The 19677-nt window shown below is 49.7% G+C and carries 18 protein-coding genes and 1 tRNA gene; 14 read left to right on the top strand and 5 right to left on the bottom strand.

Annotated elements, in window-relative coordinates:
• Positions 1-230: 230 nt before the first annotated feature.
• Positions 231-1586, top strand: coding sequence for a prephenate-dependent tRNA uridine(34) hydroxylase TrhP (trhP, locus tag ACXAFR_RS12360; protein WP_475177277.1), 1356 nt, complete (start codon positions 231-233; stop codon positions 1584-1586).
• A 94-nt stretch (positions 1587-1680) separates the two neighbouring features.
• Entirely contained in the window at positions 1681-2397 is a 717-nt protein-coding gene (gene cobB / locus ACXAFR_RS12365; protein ID WP_475177278.1) for a Sir2 family NAD+-dependent deacetylase, read from the top strand.
• 381 nt (positions 2398-2778) lie between these two features.
• Here the strand turns inward: cobB and ACXAFR_RS12370 are convergent, their stop codons facing one another.
• Complete coding sequence (locus ACXAFR_RS12370; RefSeq protein ID WP_475177280.1) at positions 2779-2970, bottom strand: hypothetical protein; 192 nt, start codon at positions 2968-2970, stop codon at positions 2779-2781.
• Positions 2971-3520: 550 nt separating this feature from the next.
• Here ACXAFR_RS12370 and ACXAFR_RS12375 point away from each other — a divergent pair.
• The 4 genes from ACXAFR_RS12375 (at position 3521) to ACXAFR_RS12390 (ending at position 7595) form a co-directional block, all read left to right on the top strand.
• The gene (locus ACXAFR_RS12375) at positions 3521-5824 is read left to right on the top strand and encodes a sensor histidine kinase (protein ID WP_475177281.1); all 2304 of its coding nucleotides are present in this window, start codon (positions 3521-3523) and stop codon (positions 5822-5824) included.
• On the top strand, positions 5817-6293 hold the full coding sequence (locus ACXAFR_RS12380) for a response regulator (RefSeq protein ID WP_475177284.1): 477 nt from the start codon (positions 5817-5819) through the stop codon (positions 6291-6293). The genes ACXAFR_RS12375 and ACXAFR_RS12380 overlap by 8 nt, the downstream gene beginning before the upstream one ends.
• Before the next feature lie 22 nt (positions 6294-6315).
• Positions 6316-7260 (top strand): GGDEF domain-containing response regulator, encoded by a 945-nt coding sequence (locus ACXAFR_RS12385; RefSeq protein WP_475177285.1) that lies wholly within the window; start codon positions 6316-6318, stop codon positions 7258-7260.
• Between the two features lie 68 nt (positions 7261-7328).
• Positions 7329-7595, top strand: coding sequence for a hypothetical protein (locus ACXAFR_RS12390; RefSeq protein ID WP_475177287.1), 267 nt, complete (start codon positions 7329-7331; stop codon positions 7593-7595).
• A gap of 313 nt (positions 7596-7908) precedes the next feature.
• Here ACXAFR_RS12390 and ACXAFR_RS12395 read toward each other — a convergent pair.
• Positions 7909-7995 (bottom strand) — tRNA-Leu (locus ACXAFR_RS12395).
• A 206-nt stretch (positions 7996-8201) separates the two neighbouring features.
• Between ACXAFR_RS12395 and ACXAFR_RS12400 the strand changes: the two genes are divergently transcribed.
• From ACXAFR_RS12400 to ACXAFR_RS12410, 3 genes are all read left to right on the top strand, one after another.
• Positions 8202-9656: an NAD-dependent succinate-semialdehyde dehydrogenase gene (locus ACXAFR_RS12400; protein ID WP_475177289.1), complete on the top strand. Its 1455-nt coding sequence runs from the start codon at positions 8202-8204 to the stop codon at positions 9654-9656.
• A gap of 297 nt (positions 9657-9953) precedes the next feature.
• A complete protein-coding gene (locus tag ACXAFR_RS12405; protein ID WP_475177291.1) occupies positions 9954-10478 on the top strand; it encodes a hypothetical protein in 525 nt (174 codons plus the stop codon).
• 191 nt (positions 10479-10669) lie between these two features.
• Positions 10670-11134, top strand: coding sequence for an RDD family protein (locus tag ACXAFR_RS12410; RefSeq protein ID WP_475177293.1), 465 nt, complete (start codon positions 10670-10672; stop codon positions 11132-11134).
• Positions 11135-11183: 49 nt separating this feature from the next.
• Here ACXAFR_RS12410 and lptG read toward each other — a convergent pair whose 3' ends face one another.
• Positions 11184-12245, bottom strand: a complete 1062-nt coding sequence (gene lptG / locus ACXAFR_RS12415; RefSeq protein WP_475177295.1) for an LPS export ABC transporter permease LptG — start codon at positions 12243-12245, stop codon at positions 11184-11186.
• A gap of 1 nt (position 12246) precedes the next feature.
• Positions 12247-13341, bottom strand: coding sequence for an LPS export ABC transporter permease LptF (gene lptF / locus ACXAFR_RS12420; protein ID WP_475177296.1), 1095 nt, complete (start codon positions 13339-13341; stop codon positions 12247-12249).
• Between the two features lie 205 nt (positions 13342-13546).
• Between lptF and ACXAFR_RS12425 the strand changes: the two genes are divergently transcribed.
• Together ACXAFR_RS12425 and ACXAFR_RS12430 are read left to right on the top strand one after the other, a co-directional pair.
• Positions 13547-15037 (top strand): leucyl aminopeptidase, encoded by a 1491-nt coding sequence (locus ACXAFR_RS12425; protein WP_475177299.1) that lies wholly within the window; start codon positions 13547-13549, stop codon positions 15035-15037.
• Positions 15034-15459 carry a DNA polymerase III subunit chi gene (locus ACXAFR_RS12430; RefSeq protein WP_475177301.1) on the top strand — a complete coding sequence of 142 codons (426 nt, stop codon included), beginning with the start codon at positions 15034-15036 and terminating at the stop codon, positions 15457-15459. Before ACXAFR_RS12425 ends, ACXAFR_RS12430 begins: the two co-directional genes overlap by 4 nt.
• Before the next feature lie 387 nt (positions 15460-15846).
• Here ACXAFR_RS12430 and ACXAFR_RS12435 read toward each other — a convergent pair whose 3' ends face one another.
• Entirely contained in the window at positions 15847-16443 is a 597-nt protein-coding gene (locus tag ACXAFR_RS12435; RefSeq protein ID WP_475177302.1) for a helix-turn-helix domain-containing protein, read from the bottom strand.
• 244 nt (positions 16444-16687) lie between these two features.
• Between ACXAFR_RS12435 and glnT the strand changes: the two genes are divergently transcribed.
• From glnT to ACXAFR_RS12450, 3 genes are read left to right on the top strand one after another with little or no spacing between them, the layout of a single operon-like run.
• Positions 16688-18019: a type III glutamate--ammonia ligase gene (gene glnT, locus ACXAFR_RS12440; protein WP_475177304.1), complete on the top strand. Its 1332-nt coding sequence runs from the start codon at positions 16688-16690 to the stop codon at positions 18017-18019.
• A gap of 38 nt (positions 18020-18057) precedes the next feature.
• Positions 18058-18960 (top strand): class II glutamine amidotransferase, encoded by a 903-nt coding sequence (locus ACXAFR_RS12445; protein WP_475177307.1) that lies wholly within the window; start codon positions 18058-18060, stop codon positions 18958-18960.
• A gap of 21 nt (positions 18961-18981) precedes the next feature.
• On the top strand, positions 18982-19668 hold the full coding sequence (locus tag ACXAFR_RS12450; RefSeq protein WP_475177310.1) for a GltB/FmdC/FwdC-like GXGXG domain-containing protein: 687 nt from the start codon (positions 18982-18984) through the stop codon (positions 19666-19668).
• The last annotated feature ends 9 nt before the right edge of the window (positions 19669-19677 follow it).

A 19677-nucleotide genomic window follows, 5' to 3' on the forward strand; every position in this document is an offset into this window, starting at 1 on the left:
CTCCTTTACCATGAACCGAATCTGGTTCTAGGCCTGAAAAATTCTGGCAAATTCAGTAGAATCCGCCGCGAAGATCGCTGCGGCAAACATTCTGAACCGCAGACACTGTCTAAAGTGTAGCTTCGTTTCTCGCGACCGACCTGCACTGGCACTAGAATTAACCGACCTAACTGGCAAACAACGCTTCCATTATGGGGGCGAACGACTGGATACCGAGGCTACATCCGCCCATGACGACCGAACTACTCTCTCCCGCAGGCACATTAAAAAGTATGCGCTACGCCTTTGCTTATGGTGCTGACGCCGTCTATGCAGGCCAGCCTCGTTACAGTCTGCGAGTTCGCAACAACGAATTTAACCGATTGGAAAATCTCGCGGCTGCCATAGATGAAGCGCACAGCCTGGGCAAACACTTTTATCTTGCCAGCAACCTGTCTCCCCATAACGATAAAGTCAAAACCTACCTGCGGGATCTGGAGCCTGTCATCGCCATGGGTCCAGATGCTTTGATTATGTCTGATCCAGGGCTAATCATGCTGGTCAGGGAAAACTGGCCGGATATGCCCGTGCACCTTTCGGTGCAAGCCAATGCCGTCAACTACGCTACCGTGCAGTTTTGGCAGCGACAGGGAATCAGTCGCGTGATTTTGTCCCGGGAACTCTCCCTTAATGAAATTGAAGAGATCCGCCAACGTTGCCCCGAGATGGAATTAGAGGTTTTCGTACATGGCGCGTTATGCATCGCCTACTCTGGCCGCTGTCTACTGTCTGGTTACATGACCCATCGTGACTCTAATCAAGGTGCCTGTACCAACTCTTGCCGCTGGGAGTATAACGCCCACCCGGCCAAAGAAACGGAAACCGGTGAACTCCAGCCCATCGATGCCAATGCCACCCCAACGTCGGAAGTTTTGCAATGGGAGGCACCACAAGTGTCCCAAGAATCCAGTGAAATCGCCCTTCTACTGCAGGAGAAAAGCCGTCCAGGCGAATATATGCCCGCCTATGAAGACGAGCACGGCACCTACATTATGAACTCCAAGGATTTGCGTGCGGTCCAGCACGTCGAACGCCTCGTCAATATGGGCATTCATTCTCTGAAAATCGAAGGCCGCACCAAAAGTCACTACTATGTGGGTCGCACGGCTCAAGTGTATCGCCAAGCGATTGACCAAGCCTCCAACGGTAAAGCCTTCGATGTTAAATTACTCGACGAGCTGGATCATCTCGCCAATCGCGGCTACACCGAAGGCTTCTATCGCCGCCACGCTCCGGATACCCACCAAAACTACACCGCCGGAACCCCTTCCAATAACCAACAGTTTGTCGGTGAAGCCATCGCTTACGATACCCGCAATAAACGTTTAACGGTCGACGTTAAAAACCGCTTTGAAACCGGGTCCCGGCTGGAATTGATCACCCCCAACGGCAATTGCGAATTCGTTCTCAATACCATGGAAAACACGCGCGGAGAAAAAACCGACATAGCGCCGGGGTCCGGCCATAAGGTAACGCTTCCCCTGGATTTTCCGATTGAATTGGGCGAAGACGGTGGTTACGCAATGCTCATGCGTCACATCGGTTGACAGGGAAACTATTATAGGGCGACTATTCCCGCTCGATAATCGCCTTAAATACCAGCGGCCTGAATACGACGCCAACGTCGGAAAAGGAATTTCTATGACTCAATACAAGAACATTGTGGTTCTCACTGGCGCAGGCATTTCAGCAGAGTCTGGCATACGCACCTTTCGAGCCGCCGACGGCTTATGGGAAGACCACCGGGTCGAAGATGTCGCCACCCCCGAAGCGTTTGATAAAGATCCGGCCTTGGTGCACCGATTTTACAATGCTCGCAGAGCCCAACTGCTCGGAGACATTCATCCCAATGCTGGCCACCAGGCTCTGGCGGATTTCGAACATCAACACTCGGGGCAATTTACCCTGATCACTCAGAATATCGACAACTTGCACGAAAGAGCTGGAAGTCAGCATTTGTATCACATGCATGGCGAGCTGCTAAAAAGTCGTTGTCGTGTAACCGGTCTTCTCTATGACTGCCAGGAGAAGACCGCGACGGCAGACATCTGTCCCTGTTGTGGCGTACCCGGAAACTTGCGCCCTCATGTGGTTTGGTTCGGGGAAATCCCACTGTATATGGAAGAGATTGACAATGCCCTGTCACAGTGTGATTTGTTTATATCCATTGGCACGTCAGGCAACGTTTACCCCGCCGCAGGATTTCTGAACACAGCCAAATATGTTGGCGCAAAAACCGTGGAATTAAACCTGGAACCATCTGCCAACAGTGATCATTTCGATGAAACTCACTATGGCTACGCCAGTGATGTGGTGCCAACCTTTCTGGGTTCGCTGAACAGCAACCCGACCAAATAATTTAGTGAACTGAGAAAGCAGGCCATCCCTAGCCGTAACCTATTGCGCCCAATCCTCGCACAGTGTCCTTGCAGCTCTCCAGACCATCCTTGATCCATTTGTAACCGGTTCCCGAGGAAACCCCTTCATCCTTGCGTAATGGCTGTGCCTTTCCCTGACAATCCACTCCCTGTTAATAATTCCCTTAATGTTACAGACCATTCCCTGGTCAATCTTCCCTGTTCACTCCGTGACAAAACTGCTCCCTGGCCATCCTGGCAATGTTGCAGCCCACCCGGCTGCTGCTCCTGCGTTTCCTTATACCTTTACGACATCCTGTCGTAATACTTTAGAATGGACAAAGAGAATTTTCACGCCATTCTTTGTCTGAAGTTTCAACAATCAGTTGTTGATCACATTTTTTGATGAACCCACCATACCCATATTATGGGATTCCGGGGCCACCACGGCATTCATCTCAGTGAACTCCGTCGACGTCCTATCCGCCGGAAAATTCACGAAAATGGCCACGTGTGCTGCCACGAAGGCGAGAGCCATCACCACCTTCAACCTGCTCAATGTGTAATCCTTCATCTCAACAACTCTCCATCTCAAAGATCAAACAAACTTCAGAACCGATTCGGTGCAAAGCAGCATCGAGCTCATAGCCGATCCGCATGCTGTTTAGCAGGAATTAAGCCAGCAATTTATTTCCCTTTTATTTCAATAAGATAAAATTTTTAAAGATAACAAAACGAGGCGCAAAATAAGGCACCGTAAAGAATTTCGACACCCTACAGCACCAGATTGGAGCAAGCTTCTTTAAATTAAGAAATATGCCGCGTAAAACAGGTAGAACTGGATCTGCGTGCAATGACATATCGAGTCAAATGACGCCAAAAAGAATAATGTGATCAGGCAAATGATAATGAAGTTAGTTATATAGAATTGAATTGTTTAATACGAAAGAGTCTCAACATGAGGCATTAGCTTAACTAGTCTTATTAGATAGCGCGCCTCAAATAAGTTGCTCAATATGAAGCTGTTCGCCTCAACATCGATTCGAGGAAAAATCACTCTCGCCATAACCGCACTCTCGGCGCTGACAGTCGCGATTTCTGCGCTCTTTGCCTATCACTTACTCATGCAAGAAAAGCTGGAAACCATCGAGACAGCCTATCGAGCCAATTTACAGTCAAGAATTCCCGATGTTCACTACCGATTTGACGCCATCGATCAAGAATTGCTAACCCTGGCGTCCCTCCCCCCGATAGCCGGCCTTGGTCGGGCATACAACAATAATGGATTCGATGACCAAGATCAGTCCACCACAGCTCAATGGCTACAACGTTTGCAAATCATATTTATTTCAATACTGAAAAAAAACGAACATTTTTTCCAGATCCGCCTGATCGCTGCCGACGAAAAAGGTATGGAACTGGTTCGAGTGGAACGAACCGCCGATGGCAGTATTCAAGCGACCAAAGATCTACAAGCTAAAGCATCAGAACCCTATTTCCAGGAAAGCTTAGCTCTAACACAGGGTAACGTTTATCACTCTCAGATCACCCTCAATCGTGAACACGGCAAGGTCGATCCAAGACGTATTCCGACCTTTCGCTCGGCAACAACACTGGTTGATGAGAATGATCGGGTTTTTGCAATACTGGTAATCAATGTTGACTACCGAAAAACACTGTTACAACTAAACGATACGTTATCATCGAACCAAGAAACACGGATCATGGATAATCAGGGTAACGTTTTTATATCACACCCTGACCTACAAAAATCTGCGTTCTTTTTTAAGGAAGATCTGTCTGAGCGAGAACAAACCTTAAATCAGAAAATCTTGGCAAGCCCGGCATTTCGCGTATTCAACACTACCGACCCTAGTAGTAGTAGTAGTAGTAGTTTAATGATTGTGACCTCGCCTCCTATCGCTGTCTCCGGTAATAATCTGGTCCTTGCAATATCTATTTTGGAAGACAGAAATTCACTGTTGGCCCCTCTGCACCACTATCAACAAAAATTACTGATGTCGGGGGCACTCTTTGTCGTAGCGATGGCGACAATCGCATTTTTGGTAAGTCGATCTATTACAAAACCACTGATGCAATCCATCGCCTCAATTGGCGATTATGCTCAGCACGGAAACCAATTAAAACTTCCCGATTTTAAGGATATTGAACTTAGTACTCTTGTCAATAACGTAGAATGCGCCCTACAGAGAGAGGCGGAGTCTCACCAAGCGAGACAAACCGCGCTTCAGGGCTACGAAGCCATCTTTCAAACGGTAGTTGATGCCTTAGTCACTATTGATAATCATGGGATTATTCAAACAGTAAACCCCGCTGCTTTAGAAATGTTCGGCTACCGAACTGATGAATTAATTGGTCAGAACGTAAAAATTCTGGTTCCCGAGCCTCATCGCTCCCAGCACGACCACTATATTGAGAACTATAACCATACCAATAAGGCACGGCTCATCGGTAAGAGTAGAGAGCTAACCGGTCAACGGAAAGATGGCGCAACCTTTCCCGTTCAGCTGACATTGGCAGAAAGCTCTAATAATCAGAAATTTCGGTTTCTCGGGATCATCGCTGACATCAGCGAACGCAAAGAAAAAGAAAACCGCATACTTTCATTAATTCAAGATCTTGAAAAAAGTAACCGCGAACTGGACGACTTTGCCTACATTGCTTCTCACGACTTAAGGGAACCTATGCGAGGCATCCAATTACTTGCACAAAAAATGGTGACGAAATACGGCGACATCTTAGATGTGGATGGCATTAAACGGCTACATAGAATGATGACATTGAGTGAGCGCATGCATGATCTCGTCGCAGATCTACTTTTCTATTCGCGCCTTGGCCGCGCCACCGCAGAACTCACAAAGGTCGACCTCAATCAATTGGTTCTCGACATTAAAGACAGTCATCAAGATTATCTCCAAGAAAAAAACGCCGAAGTAATCATCAAGAAGCATTTACCCGCTCTTATGTGTGACCGAAACAAAGCACATTCCATCTTTACCAATTTGATCACCAACGGCGTGAAATACAATGATGCGCACCTAAAGCACATTGAAATCGAAATTTTTGAATCCATGCAACATGAAAACGTGAGATTCCGAAATGTCTTTTCCATTCGCGACAACGGCATCGGCATAGAACCCGAATTTCACGAACAGATATTTCGCATGTTCAAGCGACTGAACCGGGAAGACGCCTATGGATATGGTACAGGGGCGGGACTGACCTTTGTCAAAAAGGCTATCGAACAGCATGGCGGCCAGATTTGGCTGACCTCTACCCCCGGCAGCGGTACCTGCTTTATGTTCAGCTTGTCGCCCGGCACGCCCATTACCGCAATAAAAAAAGATGAAGAAAAAACAATAGAGACTCCAACACCCACTTCCCAACAGGAATCAATGTATGGATAAAATTCGACCGCAACATATTCTGATCGTTGAGGATAACGATGAAGATTATGAATGCACCTGTGATGCACTGACAGAATCTGCCAACTTTAATAATCCCATTCATCGGGCGAAAGATGGCAAGGAGGCTCTGGCGTATCTTTCTAATTCACCTCCCTTTACCGATTCTGAAAAATTTCCAACACCCGGACTAATGCTACTGGATTTAAATATGCCGGGAGTCGATGGTAGAGCAGTTCTGCAAGAAATGCGCTCGTTCCAACAATTTCGAGGCATTCCGGTAATTGTTTTTACAACCTCCTCAGACCCTGTTGATGTCGAAGCCTGTTATGCCATGGGCGCAAACAGCTATGTGCAAAAACCAGCCACACTAAATTCATTGGTGGCAGCCATTCAACGTATTAAAGAATACTGGTTTGAAATTGCGCTGATTCCCAGAGACACCTCTCATCGTAACTGGACACAGAAATAACACATTTGGAGTTCTTGGCACCATGCAGCAGGAAAAAGTGAATATCTTGATCGTTGACGACTCTCCCGAAGATTTGGAATTTATTCAGGATACGCTGATGTCTACCGACGCGAATCAATTTGATATAGCGACCTGCTCTAGCGCTAAGGAAGCCATTTATAAGATTCGATACCAGAACTTTCACTGCATTTTGATTGACTATAATATGCCAGGCCACGATGGTTTTTGGGTTTTGAATGAGATTCAAATGGCGAGCATTCAAATACCTGTAGTCATGCTCACTGGCGGCGGCGATGAACGTGTTGCCACCAAAGCCTTAAAAATGGGCGCCCAAGATTATCTTTCCAAAAATAGTCTGACAGCCAAAGAACTGCATGAATCCATCAACTATTCCATTCGCCGTAAACAGGAAGATTTGGCGTTTCTCGCCCGGGCAACCCGAGATACGTTGACCGGCGTTATGGCCCGCTACGCATTTCTTGACCAACTCGAAAATGCCATTGCCCGGGCAGAACGCACCAGCAAATCCCTCGCGTTGATATTTGTCGACCTCAACAAGTTCAAAGAAATTAATGACACCCACGGTCACGACGTCGGCGATCAGGTCATCAAAGAGGCCGCAAGCCGCATGTACGATGCTATTCGACGTTGCGATTCGATTGGCCGCTATGGCGGAGATGAGTTTGTCATATTGCTCGAAGACGTTGAAGGTTGCGGCGGCAACAACAGTTGGCGAGTAGCCAGCCGCTTAGCCAAAGCCATTAAAGATGCTCCCTACTGCTCACCAAACCTCAATTTAGCTCTAGGAGCGAGTATCGGAATCGCTCTTTATCCTCTATCCGGCATGACAGGAGACGAGTTAATCCGAGCCGCCGATGAAGCCATGTATGAATGCAAAAATAACCCGTCGCTGTCCTACTCATTCCATAGCCAAAGTGCACTGGCGCAGCATCATTCTTCGGCCTAGTTACGAACGGCAATTTACTGTAAAAACGAGGTCATAAAATCCCTGAGTATCAGGGTAAGGATGCGAATATGAACAACCATGATATAGATACGTTGCAAAAATATTCTACACTCCAATGCCGCTATAGCCGTCTGCTCTGTGAATTTTCAAACCTCAATCGGGGCAGATTAAAAACAACATCCTCTGGGGAGAGACGTAATCTTGATCAAACATGGGCAAAACTATTTGCAGAATTGGTAATCTGTCAGGCCGAACTCAAAGAGGCAAATACAGCACGTACAGACGTTGAGGACAAGATCCCAACCAATGAGGGAAAAAACACTGAAAAACCATAAAAGCGCGATATCGACAATCTTGTCCAGATCCGCGGATACAGTCTCCTTGGAAACCCTACACCATACCTCTGCAATTGTTCGCCGTTATAGCCTAATACTGAGGGAGCTGTCTCAGATCAATCGTAGAAGATTGGGGATCACCTGCCTAAAAGCTCAACACCAGCTATACATTTCATGGCATCAATGCCATCAGCAATTGCAGAATTGTCAGTTGGAATTGCCATTGAATTTAGAGAGTAAGAGCTGATCAAAAATCAAGCAAACTTATTCAAGCATGCAACAGCGCTGCACGTTAGGACTGATCTGTAACAAATGGTACCAGAGGCCGGACTCGAACCGGCACACTATCGCTAGCGGGGGATTTTGAATCCCCTGTGTCTACCAATTTCACCACTCTGGCACATAAGAATTGCTGCGACTGCAACAAGCTGTGGTAACAATGAGGGCGGGATTATAACAGGGGTTTTTCCCGGGTCAACCGAAAACGAGTCCCACTCACACGAAAAGCCAACTGCTTAGCCCCGAGTTTACCTGGCACACAACCGCTGGGTATACTGCACCCGTACCCTTCTATTCATGTCATTCAGTTTTATGGGGAAAAACCCAATGCTCACTCTCGATCGTCCAGACCTGCTTGCGACCAAATCTTTCGTCAATGGAGAATGGCTCACTTCGGAAAAATCGGTGGATGTGACCAATCCCGCCAACGGCGAAGTGGTCGCAAGTATCACCAGCCACGGTGGAGATACTACGCGAGAGGCGATCGACGCAGCTGAAGCGGCCTTTCCCGCCTGGGCATCTACGCCTGCAAAAGAGCGCTCCAAGATTCTGCGTAAGTGGTTTGATCTAATGATGGAGCATCAGGAAGATCTCGCAAAGATATTGACCGCCGAGCAAGGGAAGCCTCTCGCTGAAGCCCGCGGGGAGATCGCCTACGGAGCCAGCTATATCGAGTGGTTTGCTGAAGAAGCCAAACGCATCGACGGCGACATCATTCCAGCCCCTAAGAAAGACCAGCGGATCATGGTGATCAAACAGCCTGTTGGCGTCGTTGCCTCGATCACCCCATGGAACTTCCCCAATGCGATGATTGCACGTAAAGCAGCACCAGCACTGGCTGCGGGCTGTACATTCGTCGGCAAACCCGCATCAGAAACTCCGCTATCTGCACTGGCCATGTGTGTTCTGGCAGAAGAAGCAGGCGTCCCGGCCGGAGTACTCAATATGGTGGTTGGCGGTAGTTCGAGCGAAGTGGGTGCTGAAATGACCAGCAACCCCAAGGTTCGCAAGCTCACGTTCACTGGCTCCACCGGCGTTGGCAAGATTCTTCTGGAACAGTGTGCTGGCACCATTAAGAAAACCTCCATGGAACTGGGTGGTAATGCCCCCTTCATCGTCTTCGACGACGCCGATCTCGACGCGGCCATCGAGGGCGCCCTGGCATCCAAGTACCGCAATTCGGGGCAAACCTGCGTGTGCACCAACCGTTTACTGGTGCAGGACGGGGTTTACGATGCCTTCGTCGAAAAACTGCGCGCCAAGGTTGCGGAGTTTAAAATCGGTGACGGCTTCGACAGCTCTGTTACCCACGGCCCACTCGTAAACACGAAAGCGGTTCGCGACGTCAAAACGCTGGTCGATGACGCGGTTGAAAAAGGCGCTCAAGTTGTACTCGGAGGCAAAACATCCGACCTTGGCGACTGCTTCTTTGAGCCCACCATCCTGGCAAACACAACCACCGACATGCGACTCTTTAAAGAAGAGATCTTCGGACCCGTTGCGCCCATCTTCCGCTTTTCAACGGAAGAGGAAGCCCTGCAAATGGCTAACGATACGGAGTTTGGACTTGCCTCTTATTTCTACACCAAGGACTTGGGCAGAATCTTCCGAATTGGAGAAGGCTTGGAATACGGTATTGTTGGCGTAAACGAAGGTCTTATTTCAAACGAAATGGCACCGTTTGGCGGCGTTAAAGAAAGTGGTAGTGGCCGTGAAGGATCCAAGTACGGCATCGACGACTATGTCGAAATCAAGTACATGTGCCTAGGCGGCATTGTCTAATATTCATCATGAATCCGGCTGTTAACGGGGTGACCCGTTGACAGTCACCGGTCACCACCTCTCCTACCGTCTCTCCTAAGTTCCCCATCCAGCCCTTCCTTATTTTTGTGACGGGTTACCGTCATTACCGAATCTAAAACTGCCTTTCCCTGTTCTTTCGACAAAGGTCACACCACAACTGTGATCACTCAAAGGGTAATCCGTCCAAACAAGAATAAAATAATCTAAACGCGCCACTGACAGTGGCAAAACTGGTTTTATAATAACTGTCGCTAAAATCAACACTGGTATCGATCGATGTTACACGCCATCTTTCCCTACAAAGCTGAATTCAAACTCTCGCACCTGCTGCTGCCCCTGCTGGCCATCACGCTTGGTGTGAGCTCCGGTGTCCGCGCAGAAACAACGCGCGATCTCTTTCTGCCCGACCAACTCAACTATTACAATCCGCTGACCCACAACGCAGCAGGCACCCGAAAAGCAACGCACAATGATGCCTACAGCGCCGGTCTCGACAATCGCTCATTAGAGCAGGCGGCCGCGCTCATCCGGGAACACGGCACACGCGCTGAAGTTCGGGCACTCAACCATCAGTGGTTATTACAAAACCGGGACGAGAGTGATCTGCATGTTGGCACTCGCGTGATCTCTCACATTGCAAAAATGGGCTTTAAAACCTACTGGAAGGGGTTGCGAAACCGCGGCATGTCCAATAAGGCGCTTCCCGACAGCAATGGCAACGGCAAACTTAGCAGTGCCGTCGACTACAAGTTCCGAGTCTCTGACGACAAAGTCCGATTGCTGTTCGAATATGAGTTTTAATGCCCCCGGGGAGTACCTTCGGCTCTCCCTGGCCTCACCGAGCTGATCAATCGAGACACGAACGTCGACTTCCCACGTCGCCGATGTCGACAGGAACCGACCCCCACCGCAGCAGATTGCGCCCCGAATGAAGACAGGCACCCCATGAGTCGGTAGAATTCCGTCTGTTTTTCTACCTGACTCACTGCCCTATGCAAGCAATGCAGCTGCCCCCCGCCGGCTTAATCCGGCGCCTTGCCGCTCTGGTTTACGATTCACTCATTCTCATCTCCATTGCGATGGCTTATGGAGCACTGTTTTTGACGGTTAAATATGCCATTTTCCATATTGCGCTGCCGAATTCCGGCCGCGCGACCATGGGATTATTTGGATTTATCGGTCTTTTGATCTGCCTGGAAGCGTTTTACATCTATTTCTGGTGTCGCGGCGGACAAACCGTTGGCATGAAAGCCTGGAGAATCCGACTGATTGAAAGCCCCCATTCCCAGGTCAGCTTACGTGCGGCACTGATTCGCGGCGTCTTAGGCCCTCTGAGCCTCGCCTGTGCAGGAATCGGCTACCTGTGGAGCCTGATTGATCGCGAAAAACGTTGCTGGCACGACATGGCCAGCGGTACGCAAGTGGTGGTGCTTCCGAAACCCAGTAAGAAAAAATGAATCGACAGTCGACAACTGCGGCAAGTTTCGAACAAAACGATTGAGAACTTCACCGCGTCCGACTCAGCAGAAAGAGCCCAATGCCCGCGCAGACGGAAATCGGAATCAGACTGGCCAATAGCGGAGGAAACCCATAGACAAGACTGGCTGGTCCCAGTAAGTCCTGGGTTGTTTGAAAAACGATACCAACGATCACGCCAGTAAAGATGCGATAGCCGGTCGTCACTTCTCGCAACGGCCCAAATATAAAAGACACCGCAATTAATACCAAGCTGATCGTTGCTGCCGGTTGCAGAACTTTTTTCCAAAGTGACAATTGGTATTTCTCGTTATCCAGATTTTGTCGATCCAAATACCGGGAGTAACGGTGCAGGCTGAGAATCGAAAGGGTTTCAGGATCTGCGGTTAAAATCCGAAGCATTCTCGGCGTTAAACGTGTATCCCACTCCCGCGACTCGATGTCCTTGCGACCAATATGATCCTCAGCGAACTGAGTTTCTTTGATATCCCGCTCCCGCCACTGACGATTTTCAAACAGTGCCTCTTTCGCGAAACTCGCCGTGATCAACTTGCCACTGTCATCAAATCGATAGCGGGTAATGCCGTGTAAAATTCCGCCGGGAAGAATTGTATTAAAATGCATAAACTCCCCCTCTTCCCGGTTCCACAGGCCATATTGCGATTCCAATGCATGCCTGTCGCCTTGCGCGAGTGCTCGCCGACTGTCGGCGGCTTCATCGAGTGTCGGAACCGCAAATTCACCAATAGCGACACCGATGACAACAAACAACAGCACCGGGCGAATGACCGCGAGAGTGATTTGCAATACAGAGACGCCAGCCGCTCGCATAACGACCAGCTCACTGGTTCCCGCCAGCATTCCAAGACCGATTAAACACCCCACTAAAGAGGCAAAAGAGATATTGCTGTAGATTCGCGAAGGCAAGGTCATGCCGACGTAGATAAGTGCTTCAGTGAAGGTGTAGTTGCCTTTTAGCTCACCCAGCTGATCGACTAATGCGGCAATGGCATCCAGAGCAACGATGACCATCAATACGACCAATACCGTTCCCGCGACCGTCGTACCAATATACCAATTGAGTTTTCTCACGTTAGCGCCCTCCCTTCGCCGCTCTTTGTTTTCGGCGGAAATGAGGAGCGCTCAAAATCGCGATGGCAATCGCGGTAAACAACCCGTGGACCAACCACATGCTCGACCAAGGACTGCCGCCATCTTCAACCACACCACGAGCACCATTGAGCGATACCAAATAAATAATGTACAGCAGTATGGCAGGCAACATTTGTAGATAACGCCCCTGCCGGGGATTGGTTTTACTCAGCGGCACAGCCATCAATGTCACGACCACCACCATGATTGGCAGAGATAAACGCCAATGCAAAGCGGCAACATCCGCCGGCTCCGAAGAGCGCCACAGGGCTGCGGTTGTGCGAGCATCGGATTCCTCATGCTGCTCGTCCAACAAAACAGGCTCAGGCAAGAGCTGCCAATAGTGCTCAAATTCCACCACCTGATAATCCTGCTGCCCAGGTAAACCGGTATAACGATAGCCGTCGCTGAGGCGAATATAGCGGCGACCTGACTCAGGATCTGTCACCTGCTCGCCGGTTTTTGCAACCACCACCGAAATATCATCCTGTTCGTTTGCTCGCTGTGCGATAAACACATCGTACATCGTCTGGCGATCGGCACTCATTCTTTCGGTATAGACAACGCTTCCACCGCTGCGCAATTCCTGAAAGCGTGCAGCAACCAAATGCTCCAGCTCACTGCGGTTTTTTTGCTCCTGCAAAATGGCATCAGCTTCACGAATACCGATCGGACTGATCAGTAAACTCAAGAGACCAACCAATAACGCGACCATACCTGCAGGAAAAAAACTGTAGCGCAGCAACTGTGTTGGACTGAAACCGCAGGCGGTCAACACGGTCAGCTCGCTGTCCATATAGAGTCGACCATAGGCGAGCAAAAAGCCGATAAACAGTCCCAAGGGAAGAATTAACTCGAGAAAACCCGGCAGGCGGTAAAACATAATCGACAGTAAAACTTCCGCGGCCAGACGACCGGAGGCCGCTTCCGCCAAATATTTTACAAACCGGCCGCTCATGATGATCAGCAGCAGAACCCCGCTCACCGCAGCCATACTGACCAGGACTTCACGGGCAAGATAACGAAAAATAATCACTCTGAATTAAGGCCTGTTTAAACGAATCTTTTTTTACCGGCGGTTTGGATAGAATGCACGCATAGCGTACACTTTCATGGATAACGCATTTTGACGACGCAGTTGGTGCAAATTATCGCCGATAGCACTGACTTTGTCTCGCCCGGGGCTTCTCAGGTTCCTTCCAAATGCCAATACACTGCAAAAAATATCGCGGAGACGATTCATGGATTTTCAAGCAAAAAGCACATCGCTATTAACGTCACGTACCGGCTGTCTGGTGATACCCGCCAGCGATGACGGTAAGTTTAGCGGTGAATTGGCAGAACTGGACAGCGCCGGTGGTGGATTTCTAACCACATTGGTGAGCCGCAAAGAAATCACAGGAAAACACGGGTCGACACTCTCCGTATTGACCACGTCCGGTATCAAGGCCGAGCGCGTGCTGGTTGTGGGCACGGGCAAAGCCAACACACCCATGTCAGCTGATCAGTTCGACACTCTGGCGGGTAAACTCGCTGCGGCTGTTAAAAGCATGACCACCAAAGACGTGACACTGGCACTCGATAGTGTCGAGGTTACCGATCGTGACGAAGACTGGAAGGCTCGTCAGATCGCCAAAGCGTTTGTTGACCAATTCTACGCATTCGCAGAACTGAAGAGTGATAAGCCTCAACCGGTCTCCCTAAAGAAAGTGATTTATCTGGTGAGCGGCCGTGGCGAAGCCACCTCCGTGAATAAAGCATTGAAAACTGGTGCCGCCATTGGTGCCGGAATGTCGACCGCGAAAGACCTTGGCAACCTGCCCGGCAACGTCTGTACCCCGAAATACCTGAGCAAGGAAGCCCGCAAGCTTGGCCGTGCCAGTGAAAAACTCAGCGTGAAAATTCTCGGCGAAAAACAAATGCAAGAGCTGGGAATGGGATCTCTGCTTTCTGTCTCCGCCGGCAGCGATGAGGAAGCCCAATTGATTTCCATGGAATACATGGGCGGCAAAAAATCCGAAAAACCCATCGTCTTGGTCGGCAAAGGTATTACCTTTGACTCCGGCGGCATCAGCTTAAAGCCTGGTGCGGGCATGGACGAAATGAAATTTGATATGTGCGGAGCCGCGTCCGTGTTCGGCGTAATGAAAACGGTGACTCAGCTGGAACTGCCTATTAATGTGGTTGGTCTCGTTGCAGCATCGGAAAACCTCCCCAGTGGACGCGCCACCAAGCCGGGCGATATCGTGACGTCCATGTCAGGACAAACGATAGAAATCCTTAATACGGATGCAGAAGGTCGTCTTGTCCTCTGTGATGCCCTCACCTACGCAGATCGCTACAATCCTGAAACCGTTGTCGACATGGCCACACTCACCGGCGCCTGTATGGTGGCATTGGGTAAAGTCGCCACAGGGCTCTTCAGCAACGACGACGAGCTTGCAGAAGAGCTGCTCGAAGCAGGTCGTAAAGCCGGCGATAAAGCATGGCGCCTGCCAGTCTGGGATGAATACCAGCCGCTGCTCAACAGCAACTTTGCCGATATGGCGAACATCGGTGGCCCGCACGGTGGCGCCATAACGGCAGCGTGCTTCCTGTCTCGCTTTACCAAAGGATATCGCTGGGCACATTTGGATATTGCGGGCACCGCTTGGCTAAGTGGAGGCGCGAAAGGCGCCACGGGACGTCCAGTATCTCTGCTGGTTGAATATTTGATGAGCAAGGTAAAATGACACGGGTTGATTTCTACAACCTGGAAACTGCCGATCTGAGCCAGAGGCTGCTGTTTTGCTGCCGTCTGGCCCAGAAGGCGTTTCAACAGGGAAATCAGGTCTATATCGCCGTTAACAATCAGAGTGAAGCTCAGCACCTGGATCAGCTGCTGTGGGAATTTCAGCCAGAGAGCTTTTTACCACATCAGATCAATCCGCCCCAGGCAAGTGATTGTCCCATCGCGATCGGTTTGGATGATCAATGCGGGGATCATCACGATTGTCTGATCAATCTCAGTGACCGAGTGCCAAGTGGATTCAGTCGCTTTCAACGCCTGGCAGAAGTGGTATGTGCAGAGCCTAGCGTCTTAAATCACTGTCGGGAGCATTTTCGTTTCTTCCGCGATCGGCATTATCCGATCAAGACCCACAAGATCGCATAGCATCGGTAGACCAGTTTTTGACATTCTGCAACCGATTACTGACAACGCGAGACAATTTTGTAGGAAATGTCTTACAAACACGACTGAAAATGTCGCCTGTATTACCCACACGAAATGCGAGACTATAGATCCCGTACACGGAAGTTGTCACGGACGAACAGGCTGGCCACGAAGGGCCGAAGGATACGCCAAAGCATACTTGACGGTGACCCCAGCAAAGAGATTAGGATGATCTCCTCAGCTGAAGACCCAAGGGAAGCGGTTGGTCACGGTCTTGTGAGGGACCACAGAAAAAGCCACAGCGGTGACGCTGAGGCTTTTTTTTCGTCTGTAGGTTGTGCCCCACCCCCTTGACGCACCCCCAACTATAAAAACAAGTTCTCTGTGTCAGGCCGGCTTGGGGTAGGTAATCACCGAAAGCAATCGAATCGGAACCTCGATCAATCTCTCAGGGCCGTGGGGAATTTCACCGTCAAAAGAGAGGCTGTCCCCCTCTGCCATTTCGTACAAATGATTGCCATGTCGATAAACAATTTTCCCTTCGACAATATAAATGAATTCCTCTCCGGGATGAGAAAAGGTTGGGAAGACTTCGGATAGGTCATCCATCGTCACCATAAAAGGTTCGAAGCTTGTCGTCGCTCCTCGCTTATAATTCAGAAGATGATAGGTGTGTCCTTTTTCTGTACCTCGACGAACAACCTCTAACCCCTGCCCCGCCTTAGTATACTGAGCGCCACCATCCGGCCGATCAAAATCCGCAAACAATTTCGAAATGGGTAACCCTATCGCATCGCAAAGGCGACTCAAGGTTTCCAGACTACTGGACACCTGCGCATTTTCAATTTTGCTGACCATACCCTGACTGATGCCCGAAATTCGCGCCACATCAACAAGCTTTAATCCTTCATCCAGCCGGGCCCGCTTAACTTTCATTCCAATATATTGGTCGAGATCAAATCGTTTATCTTGCGGATCCGCCATAGATTTAGCCCTGACTTCGTGCACAGCGCGCCATAATCGCGCACAAAAAAATAGAAAAGTGCAGTGACTCTGCACCTCCGAAATATTCTCACAAAGAAATATTATTTACTACACCATCAAAATCAATTACTTAGCTGATCAGAATAAAAATTTCCTGTTCAGAAATAGTCTGGCACAGTCAATGCTTTCTCAATGGTAGATTTTATTTACCGACAAGAAACAATCTAACAAAGAGGGCTCCGCCATGCCGCAAGACATCGACAAATTCATCGCAGACAATGGCATAAAATATATTCTCGCCCAGTTTGTAGATATCCACGGCGTCGCCAAAACCAAATCCGTACCCGCCCAATGCCTAATGGACGTCGTGGAGAACGGGGCCGGGTTCGCAGGCTTTGCCGTCTGGGGACTGGGTATGGAACCTCACGGGCCAGATTTTATGGCCCGAGGCGACCTCAACACACTCTCTCTCGTACCTTGGCAACCGGGTTATGCGCGTATCGTTTGTGATGGGCATGTCAATGGTGAACCCTACCCTTACGACAGTCGTGTGGTTCTTAAACAGCAGCTGCAACGGCTTGCAGATCGAGGATGGACACTGAATACAGGTCTGGAGCCTGAATTTTCCTTATTTAAACGCGACGCTGAAGGCACGCTTTCCCCCATTGACGATTCCGATCAGCTCGATAAGCCCTGCTATGACTACAAAGGACTGTCACGCTCCCGTCAGTTTTTAGAAAGACTGGTTGAAAGCCTGCAAGCTGTCGACTTTGATGTCTACCAAATCGACCACGAAGACGCCAACGGCCAATTCGAAATTAACTACACCTATGGCGAAGCGTTGGAATCTGCCGACCGCTTTACTTTCGTTCGTATGGCGGCGGGAGAAATCGCCAATGAGATGGACATGGTCTGTTCCTTTATGCCAAAGCCCGCATCGAATCGTACCGGCAACGGCATGCACTTTCACCTCTCAATCACTGACGCAGAAGGTAAAAACCTTTTTGCTGACGATAATGATCATCACGGCATGGGGCTGTCGAAGATGGCTTATCACTTTACCGCTGGCCTGCTTCACCACGCGAAGGCCCTGTGCGCGTTTGCCGCTCCTACAGTGAACTCATACAAACGCCTCGTCGTCGGCGGTTCGAATTCTGGATCCACCTGGGCACCAGCCTATATTGCCTACGGCGATAACAATCGCTCTGCGATGGTAAGAGTCCCTTACGGCAGACTGGAATTTCGCTTGCCCGATTCCGGCTGCAATCCCTATCTGGTACATGCCGCACTCATCGCAGCAGGGCTCGATGGTATCGATCGCCAACTAGATCCCGGTGATCCACAAAATATCAATCTCTACTCACTGACCGACGCGCAAAGAAAAGAACAAGGCATCGACATATTACCGCAAAACTTAAACGAAGCTCTTAATGAGTTAGAAGCTGACAGTCTCCTGCAAGAACATTTGGGCAACGAAATCGTGAATGAATTCCTGAAAGTCAAACGGGCCGAGTGGATTGAATACAGTCGCCATGTTTCCGATTGGGAGATCAAAAAATATGGTGAATTTTTCTGACCCATATACAGCACTAGCTTTTACATATCGAGGAAATTATGTGTGGAATTGTCGGCCTGTATCTAAAAAACCGTGCATTGGAGAGTGACCTGGGCAAGCTCTTTACACCAATGCTCATTGCAATGACTGACCGCGGCCCAGACAGTGCTGGGTTCGCAATATACGGTGACGAGGTCAGCGATGATCACGTCAAACTCACTCTGCGTCACGAAGATCCCAATTACGATTGGGGACGTTTAGCTGGCCAACTCGAAGAATCTCTTGCCACAAACGTAACCTGGTTTACCAACAGCAAAGTGACCGTTTTTAAAATCGGAAGCTCACCAGATCTCGCGACAGAGTCCGTACACGAATTAGCACCCGATGTTCTAATTCTGAGCGCGGGGAAATCGATCGAAATTCTTAAAGAAGTGGGTCTGCCCGAGGAGATCTCAGCAACCTTTAATCTACCCGCCATGAAAGGAAGCCATATCATCGGACACACGCGCATGGCGACCGAATCTGCCGTTACCATGGCGGGCAGCCACCCGTTTTCCACCGGTCAAGATTTGTGTCTCGTTCACAATGGCTCGCTCTCCAATCACAATCGTTTGAGAGAACTGCTGGAACGACAAGGCGTGGTCTTCACGACCGAAAATGACTCAGAAGTCGCAGCGGGATACCTCACTTGGCGGCTACAACTGGGTGAATCCCTCCACGACGCCTTACAAAACGCGTTAAAAGATCTCGATGGCTTTTATACATTCGCCATCGGCACGCGGGATGGATTCGCCGTTATGCGCGATCCCATTGCATGCAAACCGGCGGTTCTCGCTGAGACTGACGACTATGTCGCTATGGCATCAGAGTATCAGGCACTCACCACCCTTCCAGGTATTGAAACAGCCAAAGTCTGGGAGCCAGAACCTGCCACCATGTACATCTGGGAACGCGATAAGTAAGACGCCGACGTTAGGAAAACAATGATGAAAACAATCAACTTGCAAGAACACAGTGTGCGCGAACTCAATCAGCTTCTGCATAACCAGGTACAAGCCTGTACCGATCGGGAGTGGGAGGTACTGGAACCCAAAGGCGCCCACAACATCGCCTGCGGACTCGATCAAAGCCTCGCTGTCGATATCAAAGGCCACGCGGGCTATTTCTGCGCGGGTATGAACAAACATGCCCACGTCACTGTGTTCGGGAACGCCGGTCAGGGTGTCGCAGAAAATATGATGTCAGGAACGGTGAGAATTAAAGGCGATGCCTCACAAGCTGCCGGCGCTACCGCACATGGCGGACTTTTGGTTATTGAAGGGAACGCTGGCGCTCGTTGTGGCATTTCCATGAAAGGCGTCGACATCGTTGTAAAAGGCAACGTCGGTCACATGAGCTGCTTCATGGGACAAGCGGGCAACTTGGTCGTTTGTGGCGACGCAGGTGAAGCTCTGGGAGACTCTCTCTATGAAGTTCATATCTATGTGAAAGGCAGTGTGAAATCCCTCGGCGCCGACTGCGTCGAGAAAGAAATGCGCCAGGAACATATCGAGGAATTGACCACCTTGCTCAACCGCGCTGGCGTCGATGAAGATCCAATGCAATTCAAGCGTTATGGATCCGCTCGCAACCTGTATAACTTTAAAGTCGACAACGCCTCAGCCTACTGATCGCCGCAG

The sequence above is a fragment of the Pseudomaricurvus sp. ABR4_320 genome (genome assembly GCF_056159445.1).

What these genes read in the sequence shown, in the direction of transcription:
- ACXAFR_RS12410 (WP_475177293.1), top strand. Translation starts at nt 10,670, where the DNA reads ATGCAAGCAATGCAGCTGCCCCCCGCCGGCTTAATCCGGCGCCTTGCC.
- ACXAFR_RS12450 (WP_475177310.1), top strand. Translation starts at nt 18,982, where the DNA reads ATGATGAAAACAATCAACTTGCAAGAACACAGTGTGCGCGAACTCAAT.
- trhP (WP_475177277.1), top strand. Translation starts at nt 231, where the DNA reads ATGACGACCGAACTACTCTCTCCCGCAGGCACATTAAAAAGTATGCGC.
- ACXAFR_RS12425 (WP_475177299.1), top strand. Translation starts at nt 13,547, where the DNA reads ATGGATTTTCAAGCAAAAAGCACATCGCTATTAACGTCACGTACCGGC.
- ACXAFR_RS12405 (WP_475177291.1), top strand. Translation starts at nt 9,954, where the DNA reads ATGTTACACGCCATCTTTCCCTACAAAGCTGAATTCAAACTCTCGCAC.
- ACXAFR_RS12445 (WP_475177307.1), top strand. Translation starts at nt 18,058, where the DNA reads ATGTGTGGAATTGTCGGCCTGTATCTAAAAAACCGTGCATTGGAGAGT.
- ACXAFR_RS12430 (WP_475177301.1), top strand. Translation starts at nt 15,034, where the DNA reads ATGACACGGGTTGATTTCTACAACCTGGAAACTGCCGATCTGAGCCAG.
- ACXAFR_RS12380 (WP_475177284.1), top strand. Translation starts at nt 5,817, where the DNA reads ATGGATAAAATTCGACCGCAACATATTCTGATCGTTGAGGATAACGAT.
- cobB (WP_475177278.1), top strand. Translation starts at nt 1,681, where the DNA reads ATGACTCAATACAAGAACATTGTGGTTCTCACTGGCGCAGGCATTTCA.
- ACXAFR_RS12375 (WP_475177281.1), top strand. Translation starts at nt 3,521, where the DNA reads ATGCAAGAAAAGCTGGAAACCATCGAGACAGCCTATCGAGCCAATTTA.
- ACXAFR_RS12385 (WP_475177285.1), top strand. Translation starts at nt 6,316, where the DNA reads ATGCAGCAGGAAAAAGTGAATATCTTGATCGTTGACGACTCTCCCGAA.
- ACXAFR_RS12370 (WP_475177280.1), bottom strand. Translation starts at nt 2,970, where the DNA reads ATGAAGGATTACACATTGAGCAGGTTGAAGGTGGTGATGGCTCTCGCC.
- ACXAFR_RS12400 (WP_475177289.1), top strand. Translation starts at nt 8,202, where the DNA reads ATGCTCACTCTCGATCGTCCAGACCTGCTTGCGACCAAATCTTTCGTC.
- glnT (WP_475177304.1), top strand. Translation starts at nt 16,688, where the DNA reads ATGCCGCAAGACATCGACAAATTCATCGCAGACAATGGCATAAAATAT.
- ACXAFR_RS12390 (WP_475177287.1), top strand. Translation starts at nt 7,329, where the DNA reads ATGAACAACCATGATATAGATACGTTGCAAAAATATTCTACACTCCAA.
- ACXAFR_RS12435 (WP_475177302.1), bottom strand. Translation starts at nt 16,443, where the DNA reads ATGGCGGATCCGCAAGATAAACGATTTGATCTCGACCAATATATTGGA.